This is a genomic window from Microbacterium sp. 22303, from assembly GCF_052045265.1.
Classification (GTDB): Bacteria; Actinomycetota; Actinomycetes; order Actinomycetales; family Microbacteriaceae; genus Microbacterium.
Genome location: NZ_JBQEOQ010000001.1, coordinates 876,277 through 902,622, shown reverse-complemented (window position 1 = coordinate 902,622; position 26,346 = coordinate 876,277). Strand labels below are relative to the sequence as shown.

25 protein-coding genes are annotated in these 26,346 nt (G+C 69.2%); 13 read left to right on the top strand and 12 right to left on the bottom strand.

What is annotated here, in order from left to right:
- Positions 1-118: 118 nt before the first annotated feature.
- A complete protein-coding gene (locus tag ACTJI8_RS04355) occupies positions 119-1,147 on the top strand; it encodes a 6-phosphofructokinase (protein WP_440732166.1) in 1,029 nt (342 codons plus the stop codon).
- A 214-nt stretch (positions 1,148-1,361) separates the two neighbouring features.
- On the opposite strand, the gene ACTJI8_RS04350 is transcribed toward ACTJI8_RS04355, so the two are convergent.
- The gene (locus ACTJI8_RS04350; protein WP_440732165.1) at positions 1,362-2,198 is read right to left on the bottom strand and encodes a DUF559 domain-containing protein; all 837 of its coding nucleotides are present in this window, start codon (positions 2,196-2,198) and stop codon (positions 1,362-1,364) included.
- Positions 2,199-2,422: 224 nt separating this feature from the next.
- A complete protein-coding gene (locus tag ACTJI8_RS04345; protein WP_440732164.1) occupies positions 2,423-4,555 on the bottom strand; it encodes a S9 family peptidase in 2,133 nt (710 codons plus the stop codon).
- Positions 4,556-4,723: 168 nt separating this feature from the next.
- Between ACTJI8_RS04345 and ACTJI8_RS04340 the strand changes: the two genes are divergently transcribed.
- The 4 genes from ACTJI8_RS04340 to ACTJI8_RS04325 all read left to right on the top strand — a co-directional run bounded on the left by ACTJI8_RS04340 (position 4,724) and on the right by ACTJI8_RS04325 (position 8,775).
- Positions 4,724-5,962 carry an anion permease gene (locus ACTJI8_RS04340; RefSeq protein WP_440732163.1) on the top strand — a complete coding sequence of 413 codons (1,239 nt, stop codon included), beginning with the start codon at positions 4,724-4,726 and terminating at the stop codon, positions 5,960-5,962.
- The gene (locus ACTJI8_RS04335) at positions 5,959-6,291 is read left to right on the top strand and encodes a peptidase (protein WP_440732162.1); all 333 of its coding nucleotides are present in this window, start codon (positions 5,959-5,961) and stop codon (positions 6,289-6,291) included. Before ACTJI8_RS04340 ends, ACTJI8_RS04335 begins: the two co-directional genes overlap by 4 nt.
- A gap of 56 nt (positions 6,292-6,347) precedes the next feature.
- A complete protein-coding gene (locus tag ACTJI8_RS04330) occupies positions 6,348-7,250 on the top strand; it encodes a metallophosphoesterase (protein ID WP_440732161.1) in 903 nt (300 codons plus the stop codon).
- Between the two features lie 64 nt (positions 7,251-7,314).
- Positions 7,315-8,775, top strand: a complete 1,461-nt coding sequence (locus tag ACTJI8_RS04325) for an aspartate ammonia-lyase (protein ID WP_440732160.1) — start codon at positions 7,315-7,317, stop codon at positions 8,773-8,775.
- Positions 8,776-8,868: 93 nt separating this feature from the next.
- Here ACTJI8_RS04325 and ACTJI8_RS04320 read toward each other — a convergent pair whose 3' ends face one another.
- Positions 8,869-9,738: a fumarylacetoacetate hydrolase family protein gene (locus ACTJI8_RS04320; RefSeq protein ID WP_440732159.1), complete on the bottom strand. Its 870-nt coding sequence runs from the start codon at positions 9,736-9,738 to the stop codon at positions 8,869-8,871.
- Positions 9,739-9,797: 59 nt separating this feature from the next.
- On the opposite strand from ACTJI8_RS04320, the gene ACTJI8_RS04315 reads away from it, so the two are divergent.
- From ACTJI8_RS04315 to ACTJI8_RS04305, 3 genes are all read left to right on the top strand, one after another.
- Positions 9,798-11,228 carry a PrsW family glutamic-type intramembrane protease gene (locus tag ACTJI8_RS04315; protein WP_440732158.1) on the top strand — a complete coding sequence of 477 codons (1,431 nt, stop codon included), beginning with the start codon at positions 9,798-9,800 and terminating at the stop codon, positions 11,226-11,228.
- 199 nt (positions 11,229-11,427) lie between these two features.
- The gene (locus ACTJI8_RS04310) at positions 11,428-11,796 is read left to right on the top strand and encodes an FKBP-type peptidyl-prolyl cis-trans isomerase (protein WP_378805776.1); all 369 of its coding nucleotides are present in this window, start codon (positions 11,428-11,430) and stop codon (positions 11,794-11,796) included.
- Positions 11,797-11,956: 160 nt separating this feature from the next.
- On the top strand, positions 11,957-12,505 hold the full coding sequence (locus tag ACTJI8_RS04305; protein ID WP_440732157.1) for a YceI family protein: 549 nt from the start codon (positions 11,957-11,959) through the stop codon (positions 12,503-12,505).
- 78 nt (positions 12,506-12,583) lie between these two features.
- Here the strand turns inward: ACTJI8_RS04305 and ACTJI8_RS04300 are convergent, their stop codons facing one another.
- Together ACTJI8_RS04300 and ACTJI8_RS04295 are read right to left on the bottom strand one after the other, a co-directional pair.
- Positions 12,584-13,477 (bottom strand): DNA-3-methyladenine glycosylase family protein, encoded by an 894-nt coding sequence (locus ACTJI8_RS04300; RefSeq protein WP_440732156.1) that lies wholly within the window; start codon positions 13,475-13,477, stop codon positions 12,584-12,586.
- 62 nt (positions 13,478-13,539) lie between these two features.
- Complete coding sequence (locus tag ACTJI8_RS04295) at positions 13,540-14,409, bottom strand: sigma-70 family RNA polymerase sigma factor (protein ID WP_440732155.1); 870 nt, start codon at positions 14,407-14,409, stop codon at positions 13,540-13,542.
- 85 nt (positions 14,410-14,494) lie between these two features.
- Between ACTJI8_RS04295 and ACTJI8_RS04290 the strand changes: the two genes are divergently transcribed.
- The gene (locus ACTJI8_RS04290; protein WP_440732154.1) at positions 14,495-14,989 is read left to right on the top strand and encodes a carboxymuconolactone decarboxylase family protein; all 495 of its coding nucleotides are present in this window, start codon (positions 14,495-14,497) and stop codon (positions 14,987-14,989) included.
- 37 nt (positions 14,990-15,026) lie between these two features.
- On the opposite strand, the gene ACTJI8_RS04285 is transcribed toward ACTJI8_RS04290, so the two are convergent.
- On the bottom strand, positions 15,027-16,313 hold the full coding sequence (locus ACTJI8_RS04285; protein WP_440732153.1) for an MFS transporter: 1,287 nt from the start codon (positions 16,311-16,313) through the stop codon (positions 15,027-15,029).
- A gap of 162 nt (positions 16,314-16,475) precedes the next feature.
- Here ACTJI8_RS04285 and rpsO point away from each other — a divergent pair, with 162 nt between their 5' ends.
- The 4 genes from rpsO (at position 16,476) to ACTJI8_RS04265 (ending at position 19,009) form a co-directional block, all read left to right on the top strand.
- Positions 16,476-16,745, top strand: a complete 270-nt coding sequence (gene rpsO, locus ACTJI8_RS04280) for a 30S ribosomal protein S15 (RefSeq protein ID WP_018187174.1) — start codon at positions 16,476-16,478, stop codon at positions 16,743-16,745.
- 168 nt (positions 16,746-16,913) lie between these two features.
- Positions 16,914-17,804, top strand: coding sequence for a hypothetical protein (locus ACTJI8_RS04275; protein WP_440732152.1), 891 nt, complete (start codon positions 16,914-16,916; stop codon positions 17,802-17,804).
- Between the two features lie 7 nt (positions 17,805-17,811).
- Positions 17,812-18,702: a hypothetical protein gene (locus ACTJI8_RS04270; protein ID WP_440732151.1), complete on the top strand. Its 891-nt coding sequence runs from the start codon at positions 17,812-17,814 to the stop codon at positions 18,700-18,702.
- Positions 18,695-19,009 carry a transcriptional regulator gene (locus ACTJI8_RS04265; RefSeq protein WP_233309607.1) on the top strand — a complete coding sequence of 105 codons (315 nt, stop codon included), beginning with the start codon at positions 18,695-18,697 and terminating at the stop codon, positions 19,007-19,009. The genes ACTJI8_RS04270 and ACTJI8_RS04265 overlap by 8 nt, the downstream gene beginning before the upstream one ends.
- A gap of 81 nt (positions 19,010-19,090) precedes the next feature.
- Here ACTJI8_RS04265 and ACTJI8_RS04260 read toward each other — a convergent pair whose 3' ends face one another.
- The 6 genes from ACTJI8_RS04260 to ACTJI8_RS04235 form a co-directional block, all read right to left on the bottom strand.
- Complete coding sequence (locus tag ACTJI8_RS04260) at positions 19,091-20,326, bottom strand: MFS transporter (protein WP_440732150.1); 1,236 nt, start codon at positions 20,324-20,326, stop codon at positions 19,091-19,093.
- Positions 20,310-21,521 carry an amidohydrolase family protein gene (locus tag ACTJI8_RS04255; protein ID WP_440732149.1) on the bottom strand — a complete coding sequence of 404 codons (1,212 nt, stop codon included), beginning with the start codon at positions 21,519-21,521 and terminating at the stop codon, positions 20,310-20,312. The genes ACTJI8_RS04260 and ACTJI8_RS04255 overlap by 17 nt, the downstream gene beginning before the upstream one ends.
- Positions 21,508-22,533: an ABC transporter ATP-binding protein gene (locus ACTJI8_RS04250; protein ID WP_440732148.1), complete on the bottom strand. Its 1,026-nt coding sequence runs from the start codon at positions 22,531-22,533 to the stop codon at positions 21,508-21,510. The genes ACTJI8_RS04255 and ACTJI8_RS04250 overlap by 14 nt, the downstream gene beginning before the upstream one ends.
- The gene (locus ACTJI8_RS04245) at positions 22,530-23,546 is read right to left on the bottom strand and encodes an ABC transporter ATP-binding protein (protein WP_440732147.1); all 1,017 of its coding nucleotides are present in this window, start codon (positions 23,544-23,546) and stop codon (positions 22,530-22,532) included. Before ACTJI8_RS04245 ends, ACTJI8_RS04250 begins: the two co-directional genes overlap by 4 nt.
- Positions 23,546-24,547, bottom strand: a complete 1,002-nt coding sequence (locus ACTJI8_RS04240; RefSeq protein ID WP_440732146.1) for an ABC transporter permease — start codon at positions 24,545-24,547, stop codon at positions 23,546-23,548. The genes ACTJI8_RS04245 and ACTJI8_RS04240 overlap by 1 nt, the downstream gene beginning before the upstream one ends.
- A 62-nt stretch (positions 24,548-24,609) precedes the next feature.
- Positions 24,610-26,334 (bottom strand): ABC transporter substrate-binding protein, encoded by a 1,725-nt coding sequence (locus ACTJI8_RS04235; protein WP_440732145.1) that lies wholly within the window; start codon positions 26,332-26,334, stop codon positions 24,610-24,612.
- Positions 26,335-26,346 lie beyond the last annotated feature (12 nt).

Below are 26,346 nucleotides of genomic sequence, written 5' to 3'. Positions count from 1 at the left end.
GTGCGTAAGAACGCCGCTTTTCGGTGCTGTCGAATGGCGCCGGAGAGCCGATCGGCACTAGGGTCGAACGAGGCAACGGCGCCGCGCTTCCATCCCCTTCCCCTCCCGAGGACGACCCATGAAGATCGGCATCCTGACCAGCGGCGGCGACTGCCCCGGCCTGAACGCGGTCATCCGCGGCGTCGTGCTCAAGGGCACCGAGGCGTACGGCCTCGAATTCGTCGGCATCCGCGACGGCTGGCGCGGCGTCGTCGACGGCGACTTCTTCCCCCTGACGCGGCACGAGGTCAAGGGACTCTCGAAGGTCGGCGGCACCATTCTCGGCACCAGCCGCACCAACCCGTACGAGGGCCCGCGCGGCGGCGCGGAGAACATCGCCAAGACGCTGTACGGGCACAAGATCGACGGCATCATCGCGATCGGCGGCGAGGGCACGCTGGCGGCCGCGGATCGTCTGTTCAAGGAGGGGATCAACGTCCTCGGGGTGCCGAAGACCATCGACAACGACCTGCGCGCCACCGACTACTCGTTCGGCTTCGACACGGCCGTCAACATCGCCACCGAGGCGATGGATCGTCTTCGCACCACGGGTGACTCCCACCGGCGCTGCATGGTGGCCGAGGTCATGGGCCGTCACGTGGGCTGGATCGCCCTGCACGCGGGCATGGCAGCCGGAGCGCACGTGATCTGCATCCCGGAGGTGCCGATGTCGCTCGAGGAGATCGCCGCCCTCGTGTCCAGCGCGAACGATCGCGGGCGAGCACCGCTCGTCGTGGTCTCCGAGGGCTTCAAGCTCAAGGACATGGACGAGGCGTACAGCGACAAGGGCCTGGACGCGTTCAACCGCCCGCGGCTCGGCGGCATCGGCGATCTGCTCGCCCCGGAGATCGAGCGGCTCACGGGCATCGAGACCCGTGCGACGATCCTCGGTCACATCCAGCGCGGAGGCGCCCCGTCCGCCTTCGACCGCGTCCTCGCGACGCGGCTCGGCATGCACGCCGCGGATGCGGTCGTCGATGGGGCATGGGGGCAGATGGTGGCCCTTCACGGCACCGAGATCGTCCGCGTGCCGTTCGAGGACGCCCTCGGCGAGCTCAACACGGTGCCGCGCAACCGCTACGACGCAGCGGCGACCCTCTTCGGCTGAGTGCCGCGAGGCGTTCCGCGCCGTGTCGCCGGCCGAATCCGGTCCACGTCCTGAGATCAGGAACATTCACCCCGATCAGGACGATTTGCCTCGGATCCGCCTGATCTCGGTCATTCGTCCTGGTCTCGGGGTGGGGCTCCGGGGACGTGGGTCCGGATACACAACAGGGACGTCGATCCAGGTCACGGTCCGGAGCCCGGGTGCGGGTGCCGGATCAGCGCGTACCGAGGTGGCGTCCCTGTGCCATCGCCGCGCGGACCATGTCCTGGACATAGCGCGGCTCGAACATGAGCTGGGCGTAGTCGAAGCGCAGCACCACGAAGCCCCGTAGCGCCAGCCGGGCATCTGCCCGCAGATCGCGGCGGCGATCCTTGGCCGTGCTGTGGAACTGGAAGCCGTCGAGCTGCACGATCAGGCGGTCGCCGATGAGCGCATCGACGGGGTGCCCGTCGATGATGATCTGCTGACGCACGACGACCCCGATCTCGCGCATGAGTGCGACGAAGTGCGTCTCGAGCCCGGAGTCGGACAGGATGTCGGCCGCTTTCATGAGCCGCCGCGCACTTTCGGAGCGCCACCGCACGCTGCGCAGCACATCGACGCTGACCTTCTTCTTCCGGATCGCGGATTCCCACACGGCCAGCGCGTCGGCTGCACTCAAACAGTGCGCGACGTGGAAGAGCACGTTGATGAGCGGATCCACGACCTCGTGAGCGGAAGCGGGCGCCGGGCCGGATCCCCAATGCAAACGGACCCCGTCGCTGTCGTGCCGGGAGGCGTTGGCGGCCACGGCGATGTGCGCGGCCGGATCCTGCGGCGCCCAGAGGCCCTGCGCCGCGGCCTGTGTCACGCACGTCACGCGTCCGCCCAACTGCGCCGCGCGAACGCGCTCGGGTGGGGCGTCGGGCAGCACGATCCAGGACCTGCGCGCCCGGCCGACCGCGCCGACCGAGGCTGCCGCGGCGAGCGAATGCTTGCTGAATCCCGCCTGGTACAGCGCAGAGGTGTGCGAGACGCCACCGTGTGCGGCGAGCCAGGGAAGCAGGTCCATCCATCCAGACTGGACGCAAAGGGGGCCGGATCACGGGTTGTCCACAAGGGAACCGAGGATTGCCGGTTGTGGAGGACGACCGCCTCGCGCCGAGATCAGGACGAACGACCGAGATCAGGACGATTTCGCCCGGATCCTCCTGATTCGGGTCATTCGTCCTGATCTCGGGACGCGGATCCAGCGGAACGGATGCCGGCCGGCCGCTCCCAGGACCCTCGTCGGGCTCAGGCGGCGGCCGCTCCCAGGCGGTCCAGGATCCAGGCCAGTTCGAAGGCCCGCTCGCGCCAGGAGTTGTACCGGCCGCTGACGCCGCCGTGGCCGGCCACCATCTCGCACTTGAGCAGGACGTCTTCCGCCCCGGCGTCGCGCAGGCGGGACACCCACTTGGCGGGCTCCACGTACAGCACGCGCGTGTCGTTGAGCGAGGTGACAGCGAGGATCGACGGGTAGGCGACGCCGTCGCGCACGTTCTCGTACGGCGAGTACGACTTCATGTAGGCGTACACCTCGGCGTCATGCAGCGGGTCGCCCCACTCGTCCCACTCGATCACGGTCAGGGGGAGGGACGGATCCAGGATCGTCGTCAGGGCGTCCACGAAGGGCACCGAGGCGAGGATCCCGTGGAACAGCTCCGGGGCGAGGTTCGCGACCGCGCCCATGAGCAGTCCGCCGGCGCTCCCGCCCTCGGCGACCATCCGGTCCGGGACGGTGATGCCGGCGTCGATGAGATGGCGCGCGCACGCGACGAAGTCGGTGAACGAGTTCGCCTTCTGGCCGAGCTTGCCGTCCTCGTACCACTGCCGGCCCAGCTCGCCGCCGCCGCGGACGTGCGCCACCGCGAAGACCACGCCGCGATCCAGCTCCGACAGGCGCATGACCGAGAAACCAGGGTCGATGGAGTGCTCGTAGGAGCCGTAGCCGTACAGGTGCACGGCGCGGGGCTCCGCTCCGGGCTCGCCGAACGAGCGCTTCCACACCAGTGAGACGGGAATGCGGGCGCCGTCCGCAGCGACCGCCCAATCGCGGCGCTGACCGTAGTCCGCCGGGTCGTAGCCGCCCAGCACCGGCTGGCGCTTGCGCAGGTGCAGCGTGCGGGTCGCCAGTTCCAGGTCATAGACGGTCGAGGGCGTGACGAACGAACCGTAGCCGAGGCGCAGGAACGGCGCGGCCCACTCGGGGTTGCCGCCGAAGCCCGCCGAGAACAGCGGCTCGTCGAACCCGAGCTCGTCGAGCGCCCCCGTCGCCGGATCCATCAGCGCGATACGCTCGAGGCCCTCGAACCGGTAGGCGACGACGGTGACGTCGCGGAATGCGTCCACATCCAGCAACCGGCGGCCCGGGGTGTGCGGCAGAATCGCGCGGCGCTCACCCTGCGGGTCCGACGCGGAGACCGCGACCAGCTCGAAGTCCAGCGCGCCGTCGTTGTGCAGGATGAGCAGCTCATCGCGGCCGTCGACCACGGCGTGCTCGACCGAGTACTCCACGCCCTCGCGCCGCGGCCACACCACGCGCGGCGGAGCGGTGAGATCGTCGAGGTCGACGAGGTGCTCCTCGCTCGTGATGCTGGAGCCGACGCCGATCACGAGGTACTTCCGGCTGCGGGTGATCCCCGCGCCGAGCCAGAACCGCTCGTCCGGCTCGTGGAACAGCTGCACGTCGTCGGCCACAGGGGTGCCGATGCGGTGCAGCCACAGGGTGTCCGGACGCCAGGAGTCGTCGACGGTGGTGTAGACGACGGCGGTGCCGTCGGGCGTGAAGAACGCGCCGGACGTACCGGGGATCTCATCGGGCAGCGTCTCGCCCGAGAGCAGGTCGCGGACATGCACCGTGTAGCGTTCGTCGCCCTCGAAATCCGTCGACCACAGCAGGCGAGTGGCGTCGTCGGAGACATCGAACGCGCCCATCGCGAAGAACTCGTGGCCCTCCGCCTCGGCGTTGCCGTCGAGCAGGATCTGCTCGCCCGGTACGGGCACCGAGGCGTCCAGGACCGGCGGGGTCCAGTCGTCGGGGGAGGAGACCGCGGCGCGGCACTGCAGGCCGTACTGCTGCCCCTCGACCGTGCGGCCGTAGTACCACCAGTCGCCGCGACGGGTGGGCACGGACAGATCCGACTCCTGCACGCGCGCCTTGATCTCCTGGAACAGCGTCTCGCGGAGCGGCTCGAGATGTCCGAGGCGTGCATCGGTGTATGCGTTCTCGGCCTCGAGGTGCGCGATCACCTCGGGATCGTCCTTCGCGCGCAGCCAGTCGTAAGGGTCGTCGAACACGTCGCCGTGGTGGGTGCGGATCAGCGAACGGCGGGCCGCGCGCGGCGGAACGGGGGAAGGAGCAGGAGCGGTCTCGGAGACGGAGGTCACGCATCAACGCTAGCCGAGGCCGCCAGGGCGCGGGCGGAGCCTGCAGCGGGGGGCGTCGAGTTGACCGGCTTGGGCCGGGGTGGGAGGATGCAACCGGCCCGTTAACGGATGCTGAACCCCCGGTGAACTCTTCGTTCGTCACGTCCCTCCACTTCACGAAAGCGAACGGTGGAAACCGCAGCCCTCATCGTCGTGCTGGTGATCCTGCTGGCACTCTTCTTCGACTTCACCAACGGGTTCCATGACACGGCGAACGCCATGGCCACCCCCATCGCGACCGGCGCGCTCAAACCGCGGACCGCGGTCATGCTCGCCGCCGGATTGAACCTCGTCGGAGCGTTCCTGTCCACCGAGGTCGCCGCGACGGTGTCCGGCGGCATCATCCAGGAGGATTCGAGCACCGCGCACCTCATGCCGTCGCTCATCTTCGCGGGCCTCATCGGCGCGATCACCTGGAACATGCTGACCTGGCTGCTCGGACTGCCGTCCAGCTCGTCGCATGCGCTCTTCGGCGGGCTCATCGGGGCCACGCTGGTCGGCGTCGGGCTCAGCGGCATCAACTTCGGCGTCGTGCTGTCCAAGGTCGTCCTCCCGGCGCTCATCGCACCTCTCACCGCCGGGCTGATCGCCTACCTCGCCACCAAGCTCGCGTATCTGATCACGCGCCGCTACGACGGCAAACCCGACGGCCGCAGCGGCTTCCGCTGGGGACAGATCTTCACGTCGTCGCTCGTCGCGCTCGCCCACGGCACGAACGACGCGCAGAAGACGATGGGCGTGATCACGCTGGCGCTGATCTCGGTCGGCTGGCAGGCGCAGGGTGACCACCAGCCGCACATCTACGTGATCGTGGCCTGCGCGTTCACGATCGCGCTGGGCACATACCTGGGCGGCTGGCGCATCATCCGCACCCTCGGCAAGGGTCTCACCGACGTCAAGCCCGCGCAGGGCTTCGCCGCCGAGACGTCCACCGCGGCCACCATCCTCGCCTCCAGCGCGCTCGGGTTCGCGCTGTCCACCACGCAGGTCGCCTCCGGATCCGTGATCGGATCCGGCCTCGGCCGGCGCGGATCGGCCGTGCGCTGGCGCACCGTCGGCCGTATCGCGGTCGGGTGGGTGCTCACGCTTCCCGCGGCCGGGCTCGTCGGGGCCCTGGCGGCATTCATCGTGGTCGTCGGTGGCGGCTGGGGCGTTCTGATCGATGCGGTCCTCGCGCTCGCCGTGATCGTCGCCCTGTTCCTGCGTTCGCGTCGCAACGCCGTCACGGCGAACAACGCGTTCAGTGAGGTCGCCGACTCCGGGCGCGCCATCGAGGTGCCGGAGGAGCCGCCGCTCACCCCGCGGCAGGCCAGGGCGCAGCGCGCCCGCGAACGTGCGAAGGCCAAGGAGAAGGGGACGGGACGATGACCGTGGTCATCCACTGGGAGGCGTTCTTCCAGGTGCTCGGCGCCGCACTCGTCGGCACTCTCGTCGTCGTGGGCTTCTACGCGCTCGGCCTGCGGATGCTCGTGCGGGCGGGCAGGGTTCCGGTGGTGACGCCCGCCGAATTCACCGACGCGATCACGGTGATCAGCGAGAAGGAGGCCAAGCGCGCGGCGAAGGCCGCCGCGAAGGCCGCCCGCAAGAGCCCGCTCAGCGACGGGCAGAAGACGCTCGCCCAGATCGCGGCCTACGCGTGCTTCGCCGTCTGCGCGGCGGCGGTGCTCGGCGGCATCGTGCTCATCGTCGTGAAGTAGCAGGCCCGCGCGGCGCCGTCCGAGAAGGCCGTCGTCGCGGGGCTAGCCTGAGGACCATGACTGTGCAGTTCGGCCGTTACGCCCCGCCCACGCACACCCTGGTGCACGTGAGCGACCCGCACCTCTTGGCCGGAGGGGCGGCGCTGGGCGGACGCTTCGACGTGGACACCATGCTGGCGCGCACGCTCGCGGCGATCGAGAGCGCGACGGACGCGCCCGACGCGATCGTCGTGACCGGCGACTTGGCCGACCTCGGCGAACCCGACGCCTACCGTCGGCTGCGCGCCGTCGTCGAGCCCGTGTCCGAGCGCCTCGGCGCCCCCGTGATCTGGGTGGCCGGCAACCACGACGAGCGCCCCGCGATGCGAGAGCATCTGCTCGACGTCGCGCCCAGCGAGGATCCGGTCACGGGCGTGTGGGATCTGGACGGTCTGCGCGTGATCGCGCTGGACTCCACCATCCCCGGTTGGCACCATGGAGACATCGACGCGGAGCAGCGCGACTGGCTGGCCGATCAGCTGCGCACGCCCGCACCGCACGGCACTCTGCTCGCGATGCATCATCCGCCGGTGCCGAGCCACATCCCGTTCTTCGACATCCTCGAGCTGCGCCATCAGGACGAGCTCGCCGAGGTGCTGCGCGGATCCGATGTTCGCGGAATTCTCGCGGGGCACCTGCACTATTCGCTGCATGCGACGTTCGCGGGCATCCCCGTGAGCGTGGCATCCGCCACCTGCTACACCATGGACGTCGCCAGCCCGGGGGACCGGGTCAACGGCATGGACGCCGCGCAGTCCTTCCAGCTCGTGCACGTGCGCCCGGAGACCATCACGCACACCGTGGTCCCGGTTGTCGAGGCGACGCCGGTCGACACGTTCAGCACCGCGTGGGTCGAGCGGATGGCGCAGCTGGAGCCCGAGCAGAGGCTCGAGGCGTTCTCGCGCAAGCCGGGGCGGTGATCGGCGACGGGTAGGATGGATACATCCCCCTTCCCTGTTCGCCATCACTCACGAGGATGTGTCCATGGCCGCCGTTGCGCCTGCCACCCGTACCGAAACCGACTCCCTGGGAAGCAAGGAGATCCCTGCCGACGCGTATTGGGGGATCCATACGCTCCGCGCCGCCGAGAACTTCCCGATCACGAAGCGCCCCATCTCCGTCTACCCGGAACTGATCGAGGCGCTCGCGATGGTCAAGCAGGCCAGCGCCCGCGCCAACAAGGAGATCGGCACGCTCGACGCGGAAAAGGCGGACCTCATCGACGCCGCCGCGCAGAAGGTGATCAACGGCGAGTTCCACGATCAGTTCATCGTCGGCGTCATCCAGGGCGGGGCCGGCACCTCGACGAACATGAACGCGAACGAGGTCATCACCAACATCGCGCTCGAGCTGGCCGGACGCGAGAAGGGCGACTACGCCTTCCTCTCGCCGATCGATCACACCAACCGCAGCCAGTCGACGAACGACGTCTACCCGACGGCGGTCAAGATCGGGCTGTCGCTGAACCTGCGCTCGCTGCTCGACGAGCTCGACCTGCTGCGCGTGTCGTTCCTGAACAAGGCGCGCGAATTCCACGACGTGCTCAAGGTCGGTCGCACCCAGCTGCAGGATGCCGTCCCGATGACCCTCGGCCAGGAATTCCACGGCTTCGCGTCGACGCTCGGCTACGACCACACGCGCCTCACCGAGAACGCCTGGCTCATGTACGAGATCAACATGGGCGCCACCGCGATCGGCACGGGAATCACCACGCACCCCGCCTACGCGGCCTCCGTGCTGAAGCACCTGCGTGAGATCTCGGGTCTGGATCTGGCCACCGCGACCGACCTCGTCGAGGCGACCAGCGACACCGGATCCTTCATGTCCTTCTCCTCGTCGCTCAAGCGCAACGCGATGAAGCTCTCCAAGATCTGCAACGACCTGCGTCTGCTCTCCTCGGGTCCGCAGGCCGGTCTCGGCGAGATCAACCTGCCCGCGATGCAGGCCGGCTCCAGCATCATGCCGGGCAAGGTCAACCCGGTCATCCCGGAGGTCGTGAACCAGGTGGCGTTCGCCGTCGCCGGATCCGACGTCACGGTGACCATGGCGTCCGAGGCCGGTCAGCTGCAGCTGAACGCGTTCGAGCCCGTCATCGCGCACTCGATCTTCCAGTCCATCACTTGGATGCGTCAGGCGATGTGGACCCTGCGCGTGAACTGCGTCGACGGCATCACCGCCAACCGCGACCGTCTGGGCGCCATGGTCGGTTCCTCGGTCGGCGTGATCACGGCGCTCACGCCGTTCATCGGCTACGCCGCCTCGGCAGCCCTCGCCAAGACCGCCCTGCTGACCAACCGCAACGTCGCCGACCTCGTGGTCGAGGCCGGTCTGATGTCGCGTGAGGACGTCACCAAGCAGCTGTCGCCGGCCCGCCTGTCGGGTCTCGAGACCATCACCGCGGCGATCCCCGTCATCCCGTCGAAGGACGTCAACGCCGGAGTCTGAACTCCGCCGCACGTGGAAACGGCCCGCCACTCCTCCGAGTGGCGGGCCGTTCGCCGTTGTCGTGCGTTCTTTGCGGACGACGACGGAGACGGATCAGTCCAGGATCCGGCAATGCGTGGTGAGCTCGCCGATCCCGTCGATGCCGACCGTCACGGTCGAACGGTCGCGGAGGAAGATCTGCGGGTCGCGCGAGTAGCCGGCGCCGCCAGGGCTGCCGGTCGAGATCAGGGTTCCGGGACGCAACGTGAGCGAGCGGGAGAGGTGCGCGATGAGCGCCGAGACCGGGCGCACCATCTGTCCGGTCGACGCGTCCTGCACCCGGTGGCCGTCGACGACGGTCCAGATGTGCAGATCCTGCGGATCCGGGATCTCATCGGCCGTGACGACGACCGGCCCGGTGGGGGAGAAGCCGTCGAAGGACTTGCAGCGCGACCACTGCGCCTCGGCGAACTGGATGTCGCGTGCGGTGATGTCGTTGACCACGGTGTAGCCCCAGACATGGTCGAGGGCATCCTCGGCGGACACGTCCTTCGCGGCGGCGCCGATCACCACGCCGAGTTCGGCCTCGTAGTCCACCGACTCCGACAGGGCGCGCGGCCACGACGTGGTCTGCTCGTGGCCGGTCAGGGAGTTCGGCCACAACGTGAACACGGTCGGCGCCGTATCGGTCTTCAGCCCGAGCTCACTCGAGTGCGCGGCGTAGTTCAGCCCCACGGCCAGCACGACCGGCGGAGCGAGTACCGCGGCGCTGTAGGCGAATCCGTCGAGTGCGTGCACGGGAGCCTCGCCGCGCGCGTGCGCGTCGCGGACGGCGTCGAGAAGGACGTCGCCGCCTTCGATGAGCTGCTGGAGGGTGGCAGGGGCCGGATCCACGAGATCGGAGACGAGCGTCGCCCCGGCACCGTCGATGACGGCGAGGGCGGGAAGGTCGGATTCGGGACGGCGCAGATGAGCGAACCGCATGCCTCCACGCTACCGGGCGTATCCGCTGCTCCGTGGCGGTGAGCCTCTAGGCTTTGGGCATGAGCTTTGGAGGACACGGCGATCCCGCCGCGCAGCGCCCTGCCCCGCGCCCGTCGCCCGCCGCGTCGTCGCCGTACCAGCCGCCTGCGGCCGCGCAGCCCTCGCCGCTGACGGGCCAGTCGCCGCAGTCGTATGCGACGCAGCTCGCTCAGCCCTCGCCAGCCCAGCCCTCACTCGCCCAGCCCCAGTACGCCCAGCAGCCGCAGTACGTGCAGCCGCAGAACTACCCGCAGACGGCATCGACGCCGATCTCGCCGGTGTACGGCTCGGTGCTCGCTCAGCGCCCGGAGCACCACGGCGCCGTCGCCTATGACGCGTACACACCGCCCGCTCCCGTCCAGGCGGTGCCGGCGCTGCCGGTGCCGTCCGCGAAAGGCCGGCACGCCTCGGTCTGGGCGTTCGGCGCGCTCGGATTCGTGCTCCTGGGCCTCATCGCCTACTTCGTGTGGGCGCTCGGCCCTGCCGCGTCGATGATCGGCATGGTGCTCGCGCTCGTGCCCCTGACGATCGTGTTCTTCGGTGTGTTCTTCATCGACCGGTGGGAGCCGGAGCCGAAGTCGCTGGTCGCGTTCGCGATCGCGTGGGGTGCGATCGCATCGGTGGGCCTCGCGCTCGTGGTCGATCTCCTGCTGACGCTGCTGCTCGGCCAGCGCAGCGACGACCTGACCGCGGTGCTCCAGGCACCGATGGTCGAGGAGACGGCGAAGGGCCTCGGCGTCTTCCTGATCTTCGTGATGGCTCGTCGCAGTTTCGATGGCCCGATCGATGGCATCGTGTACGGCGCGCTGGTCGGCGCGGGTTTCGCCTTCACCGAGAACATCCAGTACTTCGCGATCAGTCTCATCGAGGGCGGGGCGCCGGATCTGACCGTCACCTTCGTGCTGCGCGGACTCATGTCGCCTTTCGCTCACGCGATGTTCACCTCGGTGACCGGGTTCGCGATCGGGCTTGCCGCGCGTCGCGGCGCCTCGGCAGCGCGCGCGCTCGGCTTCGGCGCGGTAGGCGTGCTGGGGGCGATGGCGCTGCACGCGCTCTGGAACGGCTCCTCGATGATCGGCAACTTCTTCGTGCTGTACCTCGTGCTGCAGGTTCCGCTGTTCGTCGGCTTCATCGTCGTGATCATCCTGCTGCGCAAGGAGGAGGCGCGCCTCACTTACGCCCGGCTCAGCGACTATGCGACTGCAGGCTGGTTCACGCCGCAGGAGGTGTCGATGCTCGCGACGCCTGCGGGCCGGCGCGTCGGTCTGCGGTGGGCGTCGGGACTACGCGGCGACCGTCGCCCGATCATGCGCGGGTTCATCAAGGACGCGACCACGCTCGCCTCCGTGCGGCAGCGCATCATCACGGGAAGGGATCCGCTGGCGACCCAGGATGAGCAGGTTCTACTGCAGCGCACCCACGCGGCGCGCGACGCCCTGCTCGCGGTCTGAGACAGACTCAGCGCCCGGTGCTGCGGCGATGCCTGCAAGTCCTCCGGGCGCTGAGTTGATCTGAAAACAGGTTGCACCCGTGGGGCGGGGATGTCAAGGATCGGGCGCCGCGACTCTCCGCGACACGTGCCGAGCGCTGTTCGCCGTCGGCGCAGGGCCTCGCGTTGACCGAGCCGCACCCGTCGGGTTGTATGGAGGCATGACTGAGCGCACCAAGCCCGAGTTCGACGCCCCCACCGGACCCGCTCCCACGGAGCTCGTGATCCGCGACATCATCGAGGGAACCGGCGACGAGGCGAAGCCCGGCGACACCGTGACCGTGCACTATGCGGGTGTCGAGCACGACACCGGCGAGGAGTTCGACTCCTCCTGGGGCCGTGGCGAGACCATCCAGTTCCCGCTCCGCGGCCTGATCCAGGGCTGGCAGGAAGGCATTCCCGGCATGAAGGTCGGTGGACGCCGCGAGTTGATCATCCCCCCGCAGCTCGCCTACGGACCTGCCGGATCCGGTCACTTCCTCGGCGGCAAGACCCTCATTTTCATCATCGATCTCATCGCCGTCGGCTGACGAGCACGATCGCGAAGGCCCCGTCTTGAACGGGGCCTTCGTCGTGTCGGAGGTGATCTCGAAAAAGTTCGGCGAATCGGGAATGCATTCAGTTGAATGTAAGTTGTACGGTGATGTCGCCGCAGGAGCGGTGGCCCAGAACTTCGCACGAGGAGCAGCAATGAGCATCGACATCCCCGGTTACCGCAGCGGCACCTGGACCCTGGACCCCGCCCACAGCGAGGTGACCTTCAGTGTCCGCCACATGATGATCTCGAAGGTGCGCGGCACGTTCGGCGTCAAGAGCGCCACGCTCGTCGCCCCGGAGAACCCGCTCGAGGCCCGCGTCGAGGCGAGCGTCGACGTCACCTCGCTGAGCACCGGTGACGCCGGCCGCGACGGTCACCTGATGTCGGGCGACTTCTTCGACGCGGAGAAGTACCCCACGATGGACTTCGTCTCCACCGGCGCGCGTGCCGAGGGCGGCGACCTGTTCGTCGACGGTGACCTGACCATCCACGGCGTGACCAAGCCGGTCACCTTCGAGCTCGACTTCGGTGGCTTCGGCTCCGACCCGTACGGCAACTACAAGGCCGGCGCGTCTGCCAAGGCCGTCATCAACCGCGAGGACTTCGGCCTCACCTGGAACGCGGCGCTGGAGACCGGCGGCGTGCTCGTCGGCAAGGACGTCACGATCACGCTCGACCTGCAGGGCGCCCTCGAGGCGTAATCCGGGTTCATCCCTTGGGCGGGTGCCGCATCGCGCGGCCCCGCCCTTTCGCGTCTCGAGAGGCTCTCCCGGTGCTGGTCAGGCCGCGGGCTGATCGATGAGCCGGGTCCCGACCGCTCGCAGCGACACGGCCGCCCAGGTGCGGAACGGACGCCAGGCCTCGGCGATCCGCTCCAGCTCGGCATCGCCCGGCCTGTGATCGAGGCCGTATAGCGCCTGGACCGCGGCTCGGGTGTGATCCTCCTGGGTGGACAGCACGTCGGCGAGTCCGCACGCGCGGATCACGATGAGCGCAGCGTAGAACGGGCCGATGCCGGGCAGGCGCTGCACGTCGAGCATCGCCTCGGCGGGCGTCATGCGAGCCAGCCGCTCCACGTCGAGCTGCCCGTCCAGTGCGGCGCGCGCGATGGCGTGCAGTCGGGGCATCCGGTCCGCGGGCAGTCCGGGAATCGCGTCGAGGCCGAGAAGCTGCCCAGGTAGCGGCAGCGCCGCCTCGGGGCGTCCGGCGAGCGCGAACACGGCGCCGTGCTGCTCGGACAGACGTCGGCGCAGCGCGATGCCCTGCCGGCGTGCGCGGCGGGCCGAGAGGACCGCCCAGACCGCGGCTTCGTACGGGCTGTAGAAGTTCGAAGGACGGAACCCCGGCGCTTCGGCGTGCACGCGCGCGAGCACGGGATCCGCAGCGCACACCGCCGCCCACGCCAAACCGTCGTGATCGGCGGAGACGACACGGGCGACCTGCGCGGTGATCGCGGTCAGGTCGCCCTCCCCGTGCACGGTCAGGGCGAGCTCGCCGTCGTGCTGTCGCACCTCGACCCCGACCTGGGCGTCGAGCGCGTCGGTGCAGAAGGCCAGGCGCATGACTCCGTCGAAGGCCGCCTCGTCGCGGTGGCCGAATCCCATGAGTGCGACCTCGCGGAGGTCGTACGGCCCGGTCAGGGGCAGCGTGGTCGTGCGGCTCGTGGTGCTCATGCCGTCAGTGTGCACCCGGGCGGGGACATCGCCCGTCGTAGGGCCTGAGGATCCCGCTGGTGTCAACGCGGCAGCGACAGCTCGGCCACGCGCGCCGGACCCGCGAACGCATCGATCGCCGCGATCCGGTCTCCAGCGACGTCGAACGCCATCATCGACACCGCCTGTCCGCGGACGGTGACCACGACGCCGGGGAGACCGTCCACGAGCACGGGACGGAGCACGGCGTCCGGAATCGCGAACATGAGCGCCCGGCCCGCGACGGCCGCGCCGCCGCGCACGAGCGCCGTGACGGAGAGGCCCTGCTCGATCCGCAGCTCGACATCGGGGGCGAGCAACGACACCAGGCGGTCGAAGTCGCCCGCGCGCGCGGCCGCGAAGAACGCATCGACCACGGGACGTCGCTCCCTGGCAGAGCGGATGCCGGCGACGTCGGCCGAGCGCACTCGGCGGCGCGCGCGGCTGGCCAGCTGCCGTACCGCGTCGGGGGAGCGTTCGAGCAGGTCGGCGATCTGCTCGAAGGGCACATCGAAGGAGTCGTGCAGGACGAAGGCGACACGCTCGGCGGGGGAGAGGCGTTCGTGCACGACCGTGAGTGCGGCGCCGACGGCCTCCGCCTGCTGCGCCTCCTGCATGGGATCCGGTGCCCGCTCTTCCATCTCGACGACCGGGCCCGTCCTTTCGTCGTCGAGCGGGATCTCGCCCCGCGAGGCGCGAGAACGCAGCACGTTCAGGCAGGCGCGGGAAGCGATCGTGGTCAACCAGCCGCCGAAGTTCTTCACGTCGTCCGCGCCGGCCGCGGAAGCCCGCAGCCACACTTCCTGCACGATGTCGTCGGCCTCCGCGGTGGATCCGAGCATGCGCTGCGCGAGCCGGCGCAGCCGGGGACGATGCTCCTCGAAGCGCTCCACAAGAGAATTCTCGTCCGTCATGTCACATCTCCTCCGGCCCGCGTGTCATCAGAGTGACCGTCCGAATCGGGACGGCGTCTCATGAGAAGAACGGGAAGAGTCTGACATGACCATCGACCAGACCATCGACACCACCACCGCCGTCGCCATCAAGGCGCGGATGCCGCACCCCGCATTCCTGCTCGAGGGCGGCTTCGACGCGCTCACCGGGCTCAGCAAGGTGGCGGGCTCGACCGATCTGCCGGAGGAACTGCTGCATCTCGTGCATCTGCGGGCCAGCCAGATCAACGGATGCAGCTGGTGCACGATCGAGCACGCCAAGGAGATGCGCGCCGACGGCGCCGGCGAAGAGCGCGTATTCGGCGTCGCGGCGTGGCGCGAGGCTCCGCTGTTCACGGCAGGGGAGCGGGCGGCGCTCGCGCTCACCGAAGCTCTCACCAGGATCGCGGACAAGGCGGATCCGGTGCCCGACGAACTGTGGGCCGAGGTGTCGGCGCAGTTCGACAAGCGGCAGCTGTCCGCGCTGATCCTGGCGATCAGCGCGATCAACGTCTGGAACCGCATCAACGTGGCGATCCGCCAGCCCGCCGGACAGCACTGACGCGCATCAGGATCCGCAGTCTCCGCGCACGGGGCGTTCAGGGCTGCGGATCCTCGGCGTCGTAGGCGCGGAAGCGCGGACTCAGCCGCACGAACAGCGCCACGAGCCCGATCACGAGCATCCCGCCCAGGAGCGGCGGGAACCACAGCGCGGTGAGCGAGGCCAGCACTCCCGCATACAGGGCGCCGAGACGCGGCCCGCCCGCGACGACGATGATGAACACGCCCTGCAGGCGGCCGCGCATCGCGTCGGGCACGGCGGCCTGCATCATCGTGTTGCGGTAGATCGAGCTGACGTTGTCTGCTGCGCCCGAGAACGCCAGAGCGACGCACCCGAGCGCGATCAGCAGAACGTTCGGCGAGCTCGCGGTCGCCGGTGCGCCCGGAAGCAGGGCACCCACGAGCAGGACCACACCGAACAGCGCGATCATCGCGCCGTACGCCTGCACCGCCCTGGCGATGCCGCGGCCGTGCCAGCGGTAGTGCACGATGCGCCCCGAGAACAGACTCGACAGGAAGGTGCCCACGGCGACCGCCGCGGTGAGCAGGCCGGTGGTGACCGCGCCGCCGCCCAGGATCACCGTGCCGAGCGCCGGGAACAGGGCCAGGGGCTGGCCGAACGTCATCGCGCACACGTCGAGGACGTACTGCATCCGGATGTTTCCCGCGCGGCGCAGGAAGCGCCAGCCGTCGACGAGCGAGGCGAGTCCTGGGCGCACGATCTCGCCCTCGGGCTTGAGGGCGGGCAGCGTCCACAGGCCGAGGAACATCGACAGCATGAGGATCACGTCGATCGTGTAGGTCCAGCCATAGCCGGTGAGTGCGACGAGGAGACCGGCCAGGGCGGGGCCTGCCATGACGGTCATGCCGAAGGCCACGCCGTTCAGTGCCGAGGCGGGCGCCAGCATGTCCCGGGAGAGCAGGCGCGGGATGATCGCGGTGCGCGTGGCCATGCCGACCGAGTTCGACGCGGCGATGATCATGCTCAGGGCGTAGAGCCACCAGATCGTCTCCGCGTGCGTCCAGGTGAGCGTCGCGAGCAGTGCGGTCGCGACGAAGGTGATGACAGCCGCGATGAGCGCGACGCGTCGCCGGTCGAACGCGTCGGCGAGCATGCCGCCGTAGAGGCCGGCGAGGATCATCGGCACCAGCCCGGCGACCGCGATCATGGACACGGCGAAGGTGCTGTGCGTGAGCGCGAACACGTGCAGCATGACCGTGACGACCGTGAGCTGACCGCCGATCCCGCTGAGGGTGGATCCGATCCACATCCGGGCGAAGGCCGGGCTCTGCCGGAAGGGGCTCAGGTCGATCAGGTGACTCACTCATCGAGCGTATCGGCGTGACGAGCGGCCGGGATCCGGCTCGGCGCACGGAGCCGCCCGGTGCTGATAGACTTGTGCGGTTGCCGTTCGATCGGCCGCGGATAAAGAGAGCCCACGCATCAGGCGTCGGGCACCGCGCAGCAAAGAGGAAGGGGATCACCTATGGCACTGGAAGCAGACGTCAAGAAGGCGATCATCGAAGAGTACGCGACGCACCCCGGTGACACCGGATCCCCCGAGGTGCAGGTTGCCATGCTGACGCAGCGCATCAAGGACCTCACCGAGCACCTCAAGGAGCACAAGCACGACCACCACTCGCGTCGTGGCCTGTTCCTGCTCGTCGGTCAGCGCCGTCGTCTGCTCGGCTACCTCCAGGACGTCGACATCAACCGTTACCGGTCGTTGATCGAGCGTCTCGGACTCCGCCGCTAAGCAGCAGCGCAGCCAGCGTACAATCGCGCTAAACATTCTTGCGAGGCCCGTCCCACGGTGTGGGGCGGGCCTCGACCTTTGTCCTTCTTGTCCGGGGGCCTGCTTTCCTGTAGGAAAGTGGAGTGAGCTTTCCTAGTGGAAAGCGACTGAACGGATCGAGGGGGAACTGTGGAGCAGGAGTCGATACCCGGGCAGGACCCGCTGGAGCCCCCGGATCCTCGCGTCGCGCAGGCCTATCTGGATGTGCTGCCCGGCCTGCAGTCCAGGCGTGAGATCGTGATCGACCGCCGTCGGCTGGCCCGACTCGCCATCATCGAGGGCGTCGCACTGGCCGCGTACTTCCTGGTGTTCCTCACTGCATGGATGCTGCAGCGTCGAGCAGGGACATCGACCACGACGCCCGTGAGCGCGATCGCGGTGTACCTCACCTGGGTGTCGCTGGTACCGGGGCTCCGCGAGCGCTATGGCGCGCGTCTGGCGCTGACGGCAAGACAGCGGACGGTGCAGGTGCTCCTGATCGTCGGCGCGCTGGTCGCGTTCCTGGGCATCATGATCGTGGACCTCGCGGTCGCCCCGCTGTCCCCGCTCTGGGCCGGTCTGCCGGCGCTGTTCGCGGCGGCGTCGGGACTCTGGGCATGGCGGATCCTGTCGCACGCGGCGCGGGATCAGCATGGGAGACCGGCGCCGCCGCATGCGGAGTTCACCAGGGCCGGGCGCATCACGACCGTCATCTGCGGGATCGTCCTCACCGCCTGCATCGTCGCGACAGGTCTGGATGCGCAGCCGCGTTTCGGGACGACGATCTCGGCCTTCACCTGTGTCGCGGCGACGGTGGTCGTGCTGATCGGTCAGTTCTCCGGCCGTGCCACCGCCGTCGGCGAGATGTGGCACGCGCCGCAATGGACGATGTTCGCCATCGGGGCCGCGGCCGCCGCAACAGTCGTGATGCTGTTGGCGATCGCCCCCGGCGCAGCATTCCCTGTGAGCATCATGCTGGGCGCACTGATCCTCGTGGTGAGCATCGTCGTGAGCGTGCGGCCGGAACCGACGGATGAGTGAGGGCGACATGAGCGAGAACGGACGCGGCAACGACGTCGGCCTGACCGGTTCCCCCCAAGAGGCCCGCGCGGCGCTCGATGCTCTATCCGGGATCTCCTCGCGACGCGACGAGCTGCTGGATCGGCGTCGGCTGGGCGGGATCCTGCTCGTCGATGCGATCATTCCCACGGCGGCGTTCACGTCATGGATTCTGGCGCAGGCGCTCCGGGATGACTCGGTCAGCATGCATTCCATCCCGGCTCTCGCGACACTGGTCGTCGTGCTCTTATGGGATCAGCTCGCCCGAGGGCTGCGCGAACGGTATCGCGCACGGGCAGCGCTTCACGGTGCCCGGCGTGCGGTGCAGAACGCGCTCTCGGCCGTCGGGGCCGGGATCCTTGTCGTCGCTGTCTTCCTCACGTTCTTACGAGGGGAAGCACCGGTCGTGCTCGCCGTGATCGGATCCATCCTCCTGATCAGCAGCGGTGTCTGGGCCGCCGGCGTGATGATGCGCGAGGCGAAGGGCACGCCGCGGATGCCACCGGCGGAGCACGCGGTGATGAACGTCGCAGGGCGGTTCGCCACGTTCTTCTTCGGTCTCGGGTTGGGGTCGATCGCGATGGTCGGGCCGTTGGCTGCCGCGCCCGGCGGAACGTCAGCGTTCGTCGTCATCCTCGCCGTGATCGCATTGGTCATCGCCGGCGCCGGGCGTTTCCTCAACGCGGTCCCGGAGCTCGGCGCGATGTGGCGCCCGCCGCAGTGGGTCGCGTTCGCGCTGTCGACCGCGATCGTGCTCATCGCGCCAGTGCTCGGCGCGGTCCGACCCGCAGAAGCGGTTCTGTTCGGCATGGTCGCCGGGGGAGCGGTTCTCCTCGTGTTCGGCGCTGCCGCGCTCTGGCCGGTGGGCTCCGATGCCTGAACCGCATCCGCGTACGCGGCTCGACGACACCTTCGCGGGAGCGATCCGCTTCTCGATGATGGCGGCGCTGCGCGATGGCGTGGAGATGGACTTCGCGACGCTCGCGCACGTGCTGCAGGCGAACGATTCCGCAGTGAGTAAGGCGATCGCGGCGCTGTCGGCCGTCGGCTATGTGGTCGTCCGCAAGGGGCAGGTTGGCGCGCGCCCACGCACCTGGGTGCGGGCGACTGCCCCGGGCTCGCGGGCGTTCGAGGCGCACGTGCAGGCGCTGCGCGATATCGTCGGCGGGGGCGGATCGGCGATCTGAATCCGCGTGCCCGTGCCGTCGGCGGATCCGCGGGCGCAGGCTGAGGCGGATCGGCGCGCGCAGGCGGAGGCGCGAGCGTGATCAGCGCCGGATCAGCGACACGGGGCGGCGGCGGATGACCAGCGTCACGGACACGGCCAGCAGGGCCGCGCACAGCGCCATGAGGAGCAGGCTGACGGTCCAGGTTCCGGTCGCGTCGTGCAGGATGCCGAGCACCAGGCTGCCGCTGCCGGCCACGGCGTAGCCGACCCCCTGCGCGATCGCGGAGAGGATGCCGGCGGAGGCCTCATCGGCGGACAGGCTCACGAGCAGACCCATGGCGAGCCCGAATCCGGCGTTCTGCGCGATGCCGAGCACCGTCACGACCGCCGGGTCGTGGCCGCCGTCCAGGCCGAACCACACGAAACCCACTGCCATGACGACGCCGAGGCCGGGACCGAACCAGGTGAGGATCCGCCGCCGACGGGCGATCACCGGTGCGACGAGCGTCGGGACCAGTCCTATCAGGCTGAACCAGCCCAGCAGCCCGCCCGCGGCACCCCGGGTCTCGCCGTGCGCCGACAGCATGAGCGGAAGCCAGGTGGTCACTGCGAAGTACAGCAGCGCCTGCAGCGAGAACACGGCCGTCATCAGGGCGACGGTCGTCCTCGCGTCAGCAGGGATCGACACTGGCTCGCCGATCGGCGCGGTGGCTGCCGATCCGCGGCCCACGGCGAGCATCGCCAGCGCGGCGAGCACCGCGAGGGCGGCCCAGGCGGCGAGCGCCGGACGCAGCCCGAACGCCTCGTCCAAGGGCACGGCCAGGCCGGCGCCGAGCGCGGCGCCGATGCCGAAGGACATGCTGCTGAGGCCTACCCAGAGCCCGCTCGCGCCGAGCGCCTTGAGGTAGGGCGGCAACAGGGTCGCGGCCACCATGATCGCCGCCCCCGCGAGGAACGTGCCGGGCAGCAGCATCCAGCCGCTGAGGACGCGCAGCACGAGGCCGGCGGCGAGCACCGACATCGCAGCGAGGATGGCACGGGTTGTGCCGATCCGCCGGGCCAGCAGCGGCCCGAGCATCGCGGTGAGCCCGAAGGCGATGACGGGCAGCGTCGCGAGCAGGCTGCGCTCCACGCCCCCCAACCCGAACTCGCTCGTCGCCTGATCCAGCAGGGCGGAGACCGACGTGATCGCCGGGCGCAGATTGACGCCGACCAGGAGCGCGGTACCGAGCGCGAGGGCTCGGGCGACGCTCCCGGTCGGTGCGAGCCGAGCGCGACCCCCCGCGCGTCCGGCCTGGACGGCGTCGCCGTCCGCCCGATCAGCTCGCGAGGACACGGAGCCCATCGGCGACGACGCGCCCGTCATGGAGGACGGTGCGATCGGTGCCGCGGTCCATCACGGTGCTGGTCGGGGTCTGACCGTCGACGAGCACCAGGTCGGCGCGATCGCCGACGGCCGTGCCAGGGCGGTCCCGCACTCCGTTCAGGCGGGGCAAATCGTGCGACATGATGCTGGCGCCACCCATGGTCGCGATCGCCAGGCACATCTCGATGTGCTCGTCGCGGCGGAAGTTGTTCGTGAACGCCAGCTGCCAGGTGCGATCGAGCAGGTCGCAGTTGCCGTACGGGCTCCAGTAGTCGCGCTGGCCGTCCTCGCCGAGCCCGAATCGCACGCCCGAGGAGACCAGGTCGACGAGCGACAGCTGGTTGCGGGCCGCGGGTGCGACACTCGCCATGGCGATGTCGAGTGCGGCGAACTCGTCGATCAGCCGGCGGCTGGTGGCCTCGTCCACTCCGCCCAGCTCGTAGGCGTGGGACATCGTGACCTTGCCCTGCATGCCGAGCGCGCGCACTCGCTCCAGCACGAGCTCAGCGCTGAACACGCCGAGGTGACCCGGTTCGTGCAGATGGATGTCGATCTCGACCTGGTACTTCTCGGCCAGACCGAACACGATGTCCAGGTGCTTCACCGGATCGCGGTCGAGCTGCGAAGGGTCGATGCCGCCCATGACGTCGGCGCCCTGCTTGAGCGACTCCTCGAGGTAGTCGACCGTGCCCTCTTCCAGGAGGATCCCGGCCTGCGGGAAGGTCATCACCTGCACGTCGGCCTGATCGGCGAACTTCTCCTTCGCCGCCATCACCGAGTCGAACTTCTCCAGCTTGCAGTCCACGTCGACCTGCGCGTAGGTGCGCACCCGCGTGGTGCCGCGAGCGATCATGCGCTCCAGCGTGCCGGCGACGATCTCCGCGTGCGGCACGTCGGTGTTGCGCCAGTTGCGGCGGTCGTTCATCATCATGGCCCACACGCCGGGTGCACCGGTGTGCTCGCGGAACGGCAGGCCGATGCGGGAGGAGTCCAGATGCACGTGCACGTCGCTGAACGAAGGCAGCAGCAGACGTCCGCGGCCGTCCACATCCCCAGCCCCGAGCGGGGCCGTCTCGTCGTGCGGGCGCACGGCCGCGATGCGACCGTCCTCGATGACGACGTCGGATGCGGAACCGCCCCAGGGGCGGACGTCACGAATCAGCAAGGATCTTCCTCTCTTCAGGGGTGCTCGCCGCGAACGCGGCGGCCTCGGCCAGGTGGTGGCAGGCGACCGCACCGGACGGCACCTGCTCGACGCACATCTTCTTCTTCTCCTCGTCCAGCAGCGCGAAGACCGGACAGCGCGTGCGGAACACGCAGCCGCTGGGCGGGTTCGACGGATGCGGCAGATCGCCGGTGAGACGGATCCGCCCGCTGCGATCCGCGTGCGGATCGGGGGAGGGGACCGAAGACAGCAGCGACTGCGTGTAGGGATGCCGCGGGGCGTCGAAGACCTCGTCCCTAGTGCCGAGCTCCATGACCTTGCCCAGGTACATCACGGCCACGTCATGGGCGAAGTGCTTGACGACCGAGAGGTCGTGCGCGATGAAGACGTAGGAGATGCCGGTGTCGGCCTGGATGTCCTGCAGCAGGTTGATCACCTGCGCCTGCACCGACACGTCGAGCGCGGACACGGGCTCGTCGCAGATCACCACGTCGGGTTCCAGTGCCAGCGCCCGGGCGATCCCGACGCGCTGCTTCTGGCCGCCGGAGAACTCGTGCGGGAAGCGGTTGTAGTGCTCCGGCCGCAGTCCCACCCGGTCCATGAGCGACTGCACGCGGGTCTTCATCCCCTCCTTGGGGCTGATGTGCTGGGCGCGCAGCGGTGCGGCGATCGCGGCCCCCACGGTCTGGCGCGGGTTCAGCGAGGACGCGGGGTTCTGGAACACCATCTGCACGCGGCGGCGGAAGTCCTGCAGCTCGGAGCCTTTCAGGCCCGCGACGTCGGCGCCGTCCAGGCGGATGCTCCCGGCGGTCGGCGTCAGCAGGCGCATGAGCAACCGGCCGGTCGTCGACTTGCCGCAGCCGGACTCACCCACCAGGCCCAGGGTCTTGCCGCGCTCGAGCGTGAAGGACACGCCGTCGACGGCCTTGACGATGCTCCTCGGCTTGAACATGCCCTGCGAGACGGGGAAGTGCTTGGCGAGGCCCTCGACCTGCAGCAGCGGGGCGGTCATCGTGCGGCCTCCATCGTGATCGGCTGGGACGTGCCGAGCCCCTCGGACAGGTGGCAGCGCGATCGGTGCGATCCCGCGCCGTGCAGCGCAGGTCGCTCGGTGCGGCAGCGGTTGCCCGGCACCAGGTGCGCCACCGGGCAGCGGTCGGCGAACAGGCAGCCCTGCGGCAGGTCGAGCAGAGACGGAGGGAAGCCGGGAATGGGCGTGAGGCGTCCGGCCTCATCCGCCATCGACGGCATCGAGGCGAGCAGGCCCTTCGTGTACGGGTGCGCGGTGCGCAGGAAGGCGTCCTCCATGTCGGCCTGCTCGACGCACTGCCCGCCGTACATGACGATCACGCGCTGACAGACCTCGGCGACGACGCCGAGGTCGTGTGTCACGTAGACGACGGCGGATCCGGTCTCCTGCTGCAGCGATGAGATCAGGTCGAGGATCTGCGCCTGCACCGTGACGTCGAGCGCGGTGGTCGGCTCGTCGGCGATGAGCAGCTCCGGCTCGCAGATGAGGGCCATCGCGATCATCGCGCGCTGGCGCATGCCGCCGGAGAACTCATGCGGGTAGGAGTCGTAGCGGGACACCGGATCCGGGATGCCGACGCGCGCCAGCATGTCGATGGCCTGCGCCTTGGCGGCTTTCGCGCTCACCCTGTTGTGCACCCGGTACGCTTCGGCGATCTGCGTGCCGACCGTGTAGAACGGATGCATCGCGGAGAGCGGGTCCTGGAAGATCATCCCGATCTTGCGACCGCGGAACGGACGCATCTCGTTCTCGCTGAGCGGCACGAGATCGGTGCCCTCGAACAGGATCTGCCCGGTGACACGGGCGCTCGTCTCCTTGAGCAGCCCCATCAGCGTCTGGCTGGTGACGGTCTTGCCGGATCCGGACTCGCCGACGATGCCGATCGTGTCGCCGCGCTCGAGGGTGAGGTCCATGCCGTTGACCGCGTGCACGACGCCGTCGTCGGTGGGGAAGTCGACCCGCAGATCGCGGATGTCGAGGAACGGGGTGGCCATCAGCTGACCCTCACTCTCGGGTCGATGCCGGCGTAGGCGAGGTCGACGACGACGTTGGCGGTGATGATGAAGAACGCGGCCAGCATGGTGATGGCCATGGTGACGGGAAGGTCTCCGGCGACCGCCGCGTGCACGGCCGTGAAGCCGAGGCCCGGGACCGAGAAGATCTGCTCGGTGAGCACGGCGCCGCCGAGCAGGGCGCCGATGTCGAGGCCCAGCATGGTCACGATCGGTGTGATACCGGCGCGCACGCCGTGCCGGAAGACGATCTCGCGGCGACCCAGGCCCTTGGCCCGGGCGGTGCGCATGAAGTCCTCGCCGAATGTCTCGATCATGTTGTTGCGTGTGATGCGGATGTACTGCGCGCTGAACAGCACCGCGATGGCGACCCAGGGCAGCAGATAGTTGAGGAACCAGCCGGCGGGGCCGGCCGGTCCGAACGGGCTGCTGATCTGATTGCTCGTGAACGGCAGCCAGTGCAGGGTGCTCACGAAGACCAGCAGCAGCAGCAGGCCGGTCACCGGGATCGGCAGCGAGACGCCGACCGAGGCGGCGCCGACGATGAGCTTGTCGGTCGCCCTGCCCTTGCGGATCGCGGCGAGCAGGCCGAGGCCGACGCCGACGATCGTCCACAGCACGACCGCGCCGACGGCGATCGACAGCGTGTACGGGAGGGCGCGGGCGAGAACGTCGGTGACGCTCTCGTTGGTCTGGAAGGACTTGCCCAGGCACGGCCATGCGCAGAGCTGCTCCGCGCCCGGTGCGCCGATCATGCGCGGCCCGAAGAGGCCGGAGAGGTACGCGAAATACTGCACGAAGAAGGGCTTGTCCATGCCCAGCGCGACGCGCGCCTGCTCGATGCGCTCCGGCGTGCACTCCTGGCCGCACGCCGCGGCGGCGGGATCGGACGGGCCGATCTGGAAGAGCGCGAACGTGACGAAGCTCACGACGAGGAGGAGGAGGACGAGGCCCGCCACCCGGCGGACGAGGAATCCGATCATTGCTGTCCCGTGCGGGGCCGGCCGCGAAGGGCCGGCCCCGTCCTTTCAGGAGTGCGGAGGCGTCAGTTCTTGACGCCGACGGTGGACAGGTCGATGCTTCCGAAGAAGTAGCCGACCTGGGCGTTCTGGATCTTGGATCCGACGACGCTCGAGGTGTACGTGCGGAACAGCGGCACGATCGGGTACGTCTCCATGGCCTTGTTGTAGAGCTCGGTCCACTTGGTGTTGAGCTCCTCGGACGAGCCGTTGGTGTCGCGCAGCTTGTACATCTCGCCGGAGACCGTGGGGTCGAAGTAGCGCGAGATGTTGCTGAACCCGTAAGTCGTGCCGTCGAGGCTCGGACCGAGGTTCGGATCCACCGTCGTGCGGGTCGAGCCGGAGGCGGCGCCGCCGCACCAGCCCGCGCGGGCGATGTCGGGCATCTGGTCGCCGGCGAGCGTGGTGTAGTAGTTCGGCGCGGGGATCGCGACCATCTGCAGGTCGATGCCGAGCTCCTTGAAGTTCTGCTGCAACACCGTGCCGAGGTTCTTGAACCGCTCGGTGGCGTTCGAGTAGCCGTAGGTGAGCGTCGTGGGAACGGTCTTGCCCTGCAGCAGCTTCTTGGCCTCGTCCAGCTTCGGCTTGCCGGCCGGGTCGAGGTCGATCGTCGGCTTGATCCAGCCCACCTGGGCGTCGTTCAGGTAGGAGTTGGTGAGCTTGCCGAAGCGCGGCCCGCCGTACTGCACCTGGATCGACGCGCGGTCGATCGCGAGCGCCAGGGCGTGGCGCACGTCGGGGTCCGTGATCGTGGTGGTGTTGAAGTTCAGCACGTCGGTGCAGCCGAGCAGGCCCCCCGCGGTGCGCGGCTTGATCGTCTGGTCGCTGAGGCGCGCGGCATCGGAGGCCTGCAGGGCGCCGTTCGAGTCGAGCGTGATCGCGGTCGGGTCGGAGTCGCTCAGCAGCTGCTGGCTGATCGTCGCCTGGGCGGTCGACAGCGAGAAGGAGAACGAGTCGGGCAGCGCGGTGCGGTTCTCATCCGTCTTCGCGTCCCAGTTCGGGTTGCGCACGAGCTTGAGCTCGCGACCGCGGTCGTAGCTCGAGATCATGTACGGCCCCGAGGAGATCGGGTGGTTGGTGTAGTCGAGCTTGGTGTCCTTCGCCTGCGGCACCGGAGCGCTGTTGGAGCGCGAGGCGAGGGCAGGGAAGTCGGGGTACGGCTGCTTCAGGTGGAAGATGATCGTCTTCGCGTCCGGAGTCTCGATCGCGGCGAGGTCGCCACCGGAGTACGGCCCCTTGTAGGTGTCAGCGTCGAGCACGGCGTTGAGCTCCTGCGGAGCCTGCGTGTAGACGTCGCGGGCGAAGGTGCGCTCGATGCCGTACTTGATGTCGGCGGACGTGATCGGGGATCCGTCCTCGTACTTGACGCCGTCCTTGAGTGTGTAGGTCCACGTGAGGCCGTCGGAGGAGGCCTTGCCGAGGTCGGTGGCGAGGTCGGGCACGACCTTCGGCGGCTGGCCGGCGGTCTCCTTCGCCATGGTCAGGGTGCGGTAGTAGAGCTGACCGACGTTGGCGGTCTGCACGTAGTTGCTGTTGCCGGGGTCGAGGGTCTGGAAATCGCTGGACATCAGCACGTTGACGTTGCCGCCCTTGGTGCTGAAGCCCTCGTTCACGACATGCGGGGCGTAGGGGTTGTTCGCGGTCGCGCCGCCGGTGGCGGTGCCGCCGGAGGCGGATCCGGCCGAACAGCCCGTCACGGCGAGCGCGACGGCCACGACGGAGGCGGCGAACAGGGGACGGCTGTGTCTCATGGTTCTTCTCTT

Bases quoted from the DNA above. Each gene is read 5' to 3' on its own strand.
- ACTJI8_RS04250 (WP_440732148.1), bottom strand. From the start codon at position 22,533: ATGACCGCCCCGCTGCTGCAGGTCGAGGGCCTCGCCAAGCACTTCCCC.
- ACTJI8_RS04240 (WP_440732146.1), bottom strand. From the start codon at position 24,547: ATGATCGGATTCCTCGTCCGCCGGGTGGCGGGCCTCGTCCTCCTCCTC.
- ACTJI8_RS04290 (WP_440732154.1), top strand. From the start codon at position 14,495: ATGACCATCGACCAGACCATCGACACCACCACCGCCGTCGCCATCAAG.
- ACTJI8_RS04235 (WP_440732145.1), bottom strand. From the start codon at position 26,334: ATGAGACACAGCCGTCCCCTGTTCGCCGCCTCCGTCGTGGCCGTCGCG.
- ACTJI8_RS04295 (WP_440732155.1), bottom strand. From the start codon at position 14,409: ATGACGGACGAGAATTCTCTTGTGGAGCGCTTCGAGGAGCATCGTCCC.
- ACTJI8_RS04320 (WP_440732159.1), bottom strand. From the start codon at position 9,738: ATGCGGTTCGCTCATCTGCGCCGTCCCGAATCCGACCTTCCCGCCCTC.
- ACTJI8_RS04305 (WP_440732157.1), top strand. From the start codon at position 11,957: ATGAGCATCGACATCCCCGGTTACCGCAGCGGCACCTGGACCCTGGAC.
- ACTJI8_RS04300 (WP_440732156.1), bottom strand. From the start codon at position 13,477: ATGAGCACCACGAGCCGCACGACCACGCTGCCCCTGACCGGGCCGTAC.
- ACTJI8_RS04315 (WP_440732158.1), top strand. From the start codon at position 9,798: ATGAGCTTTGGAGGACACGGCGATCCCGCCGCGCAGCGCCCTGCCCCG.
- rpsO (WP_018187174.1), top strand. From the start codon at position 16,476: ATGGCACTGGAAGCAGACGTCAAGAAGGCGATCATCGAAGAGTACGCG.
- ACTJI8_RS04270 (WP_440732151.1), top strand. From the start codon at position 17,812: ATGAGCGAGAACGGACGCGGCAACGACGTCGGCCTGACCGGTTCCCCC.
- ACTJI8_RS04245 (WP_440732147.1), bottom strand. From the start codon at position 23,546: ATGGCCACCCCGTTCCTCGACATCCGCGATCTGCGGGTCGACTTCCCC.
- ACTJI8_RS04350 (WP_440732165.1), bottom strand. From the start codon at position 2,198: ATGGACCTGCTTCCCTGGCTCGCCGCACACGGTGGCGTCTCGCACACC.
- ACTJI8_RS04330 (WP_440732161.1), top strand. From the start codon at position 6,348: ATGACTGTGCAGTTCGGCCGTTACGCCCCGCCCACGCACACCCTGGTG.
- ACTJI8_RS04325 (WP_440732160.1), top strand. From the start codon at position 7,315: ATGGCCGCCGTTGCGCCTGCCACCCGTACCGAAACCGACTCCCTGGGA.
- ACTJI8_RS04310 (WP_378805776.1), top strand. From the start codon at position 11,428: ATGACTGAGCGCACCAAGCCCGAGTTCGACGCCCCCACCGGACCCGCT.
- ACTJI8_RS04355 (WP_440732166.1), top strand. From the start codon at position 119: ATGAAGATCGGCATCCTGACCAGCGGCGGCGACTGCCCCGGCCTGAAC.
- ACTJI8_RS04265 (WP_233309607.1), top strand. From the start codon at position 18,695: ATGCCTGAACCGCATCCGCGTACGCGGCTCGACGACACCTTCGCGGGA.
- ACTJI8_RS04335 (WP_440732162.1), top strand. From the start codon at position 5,959: ATGACCGTGGTCATCCACTGGGAGGCGTTCTTCCAGGTGCTCGGCGCC.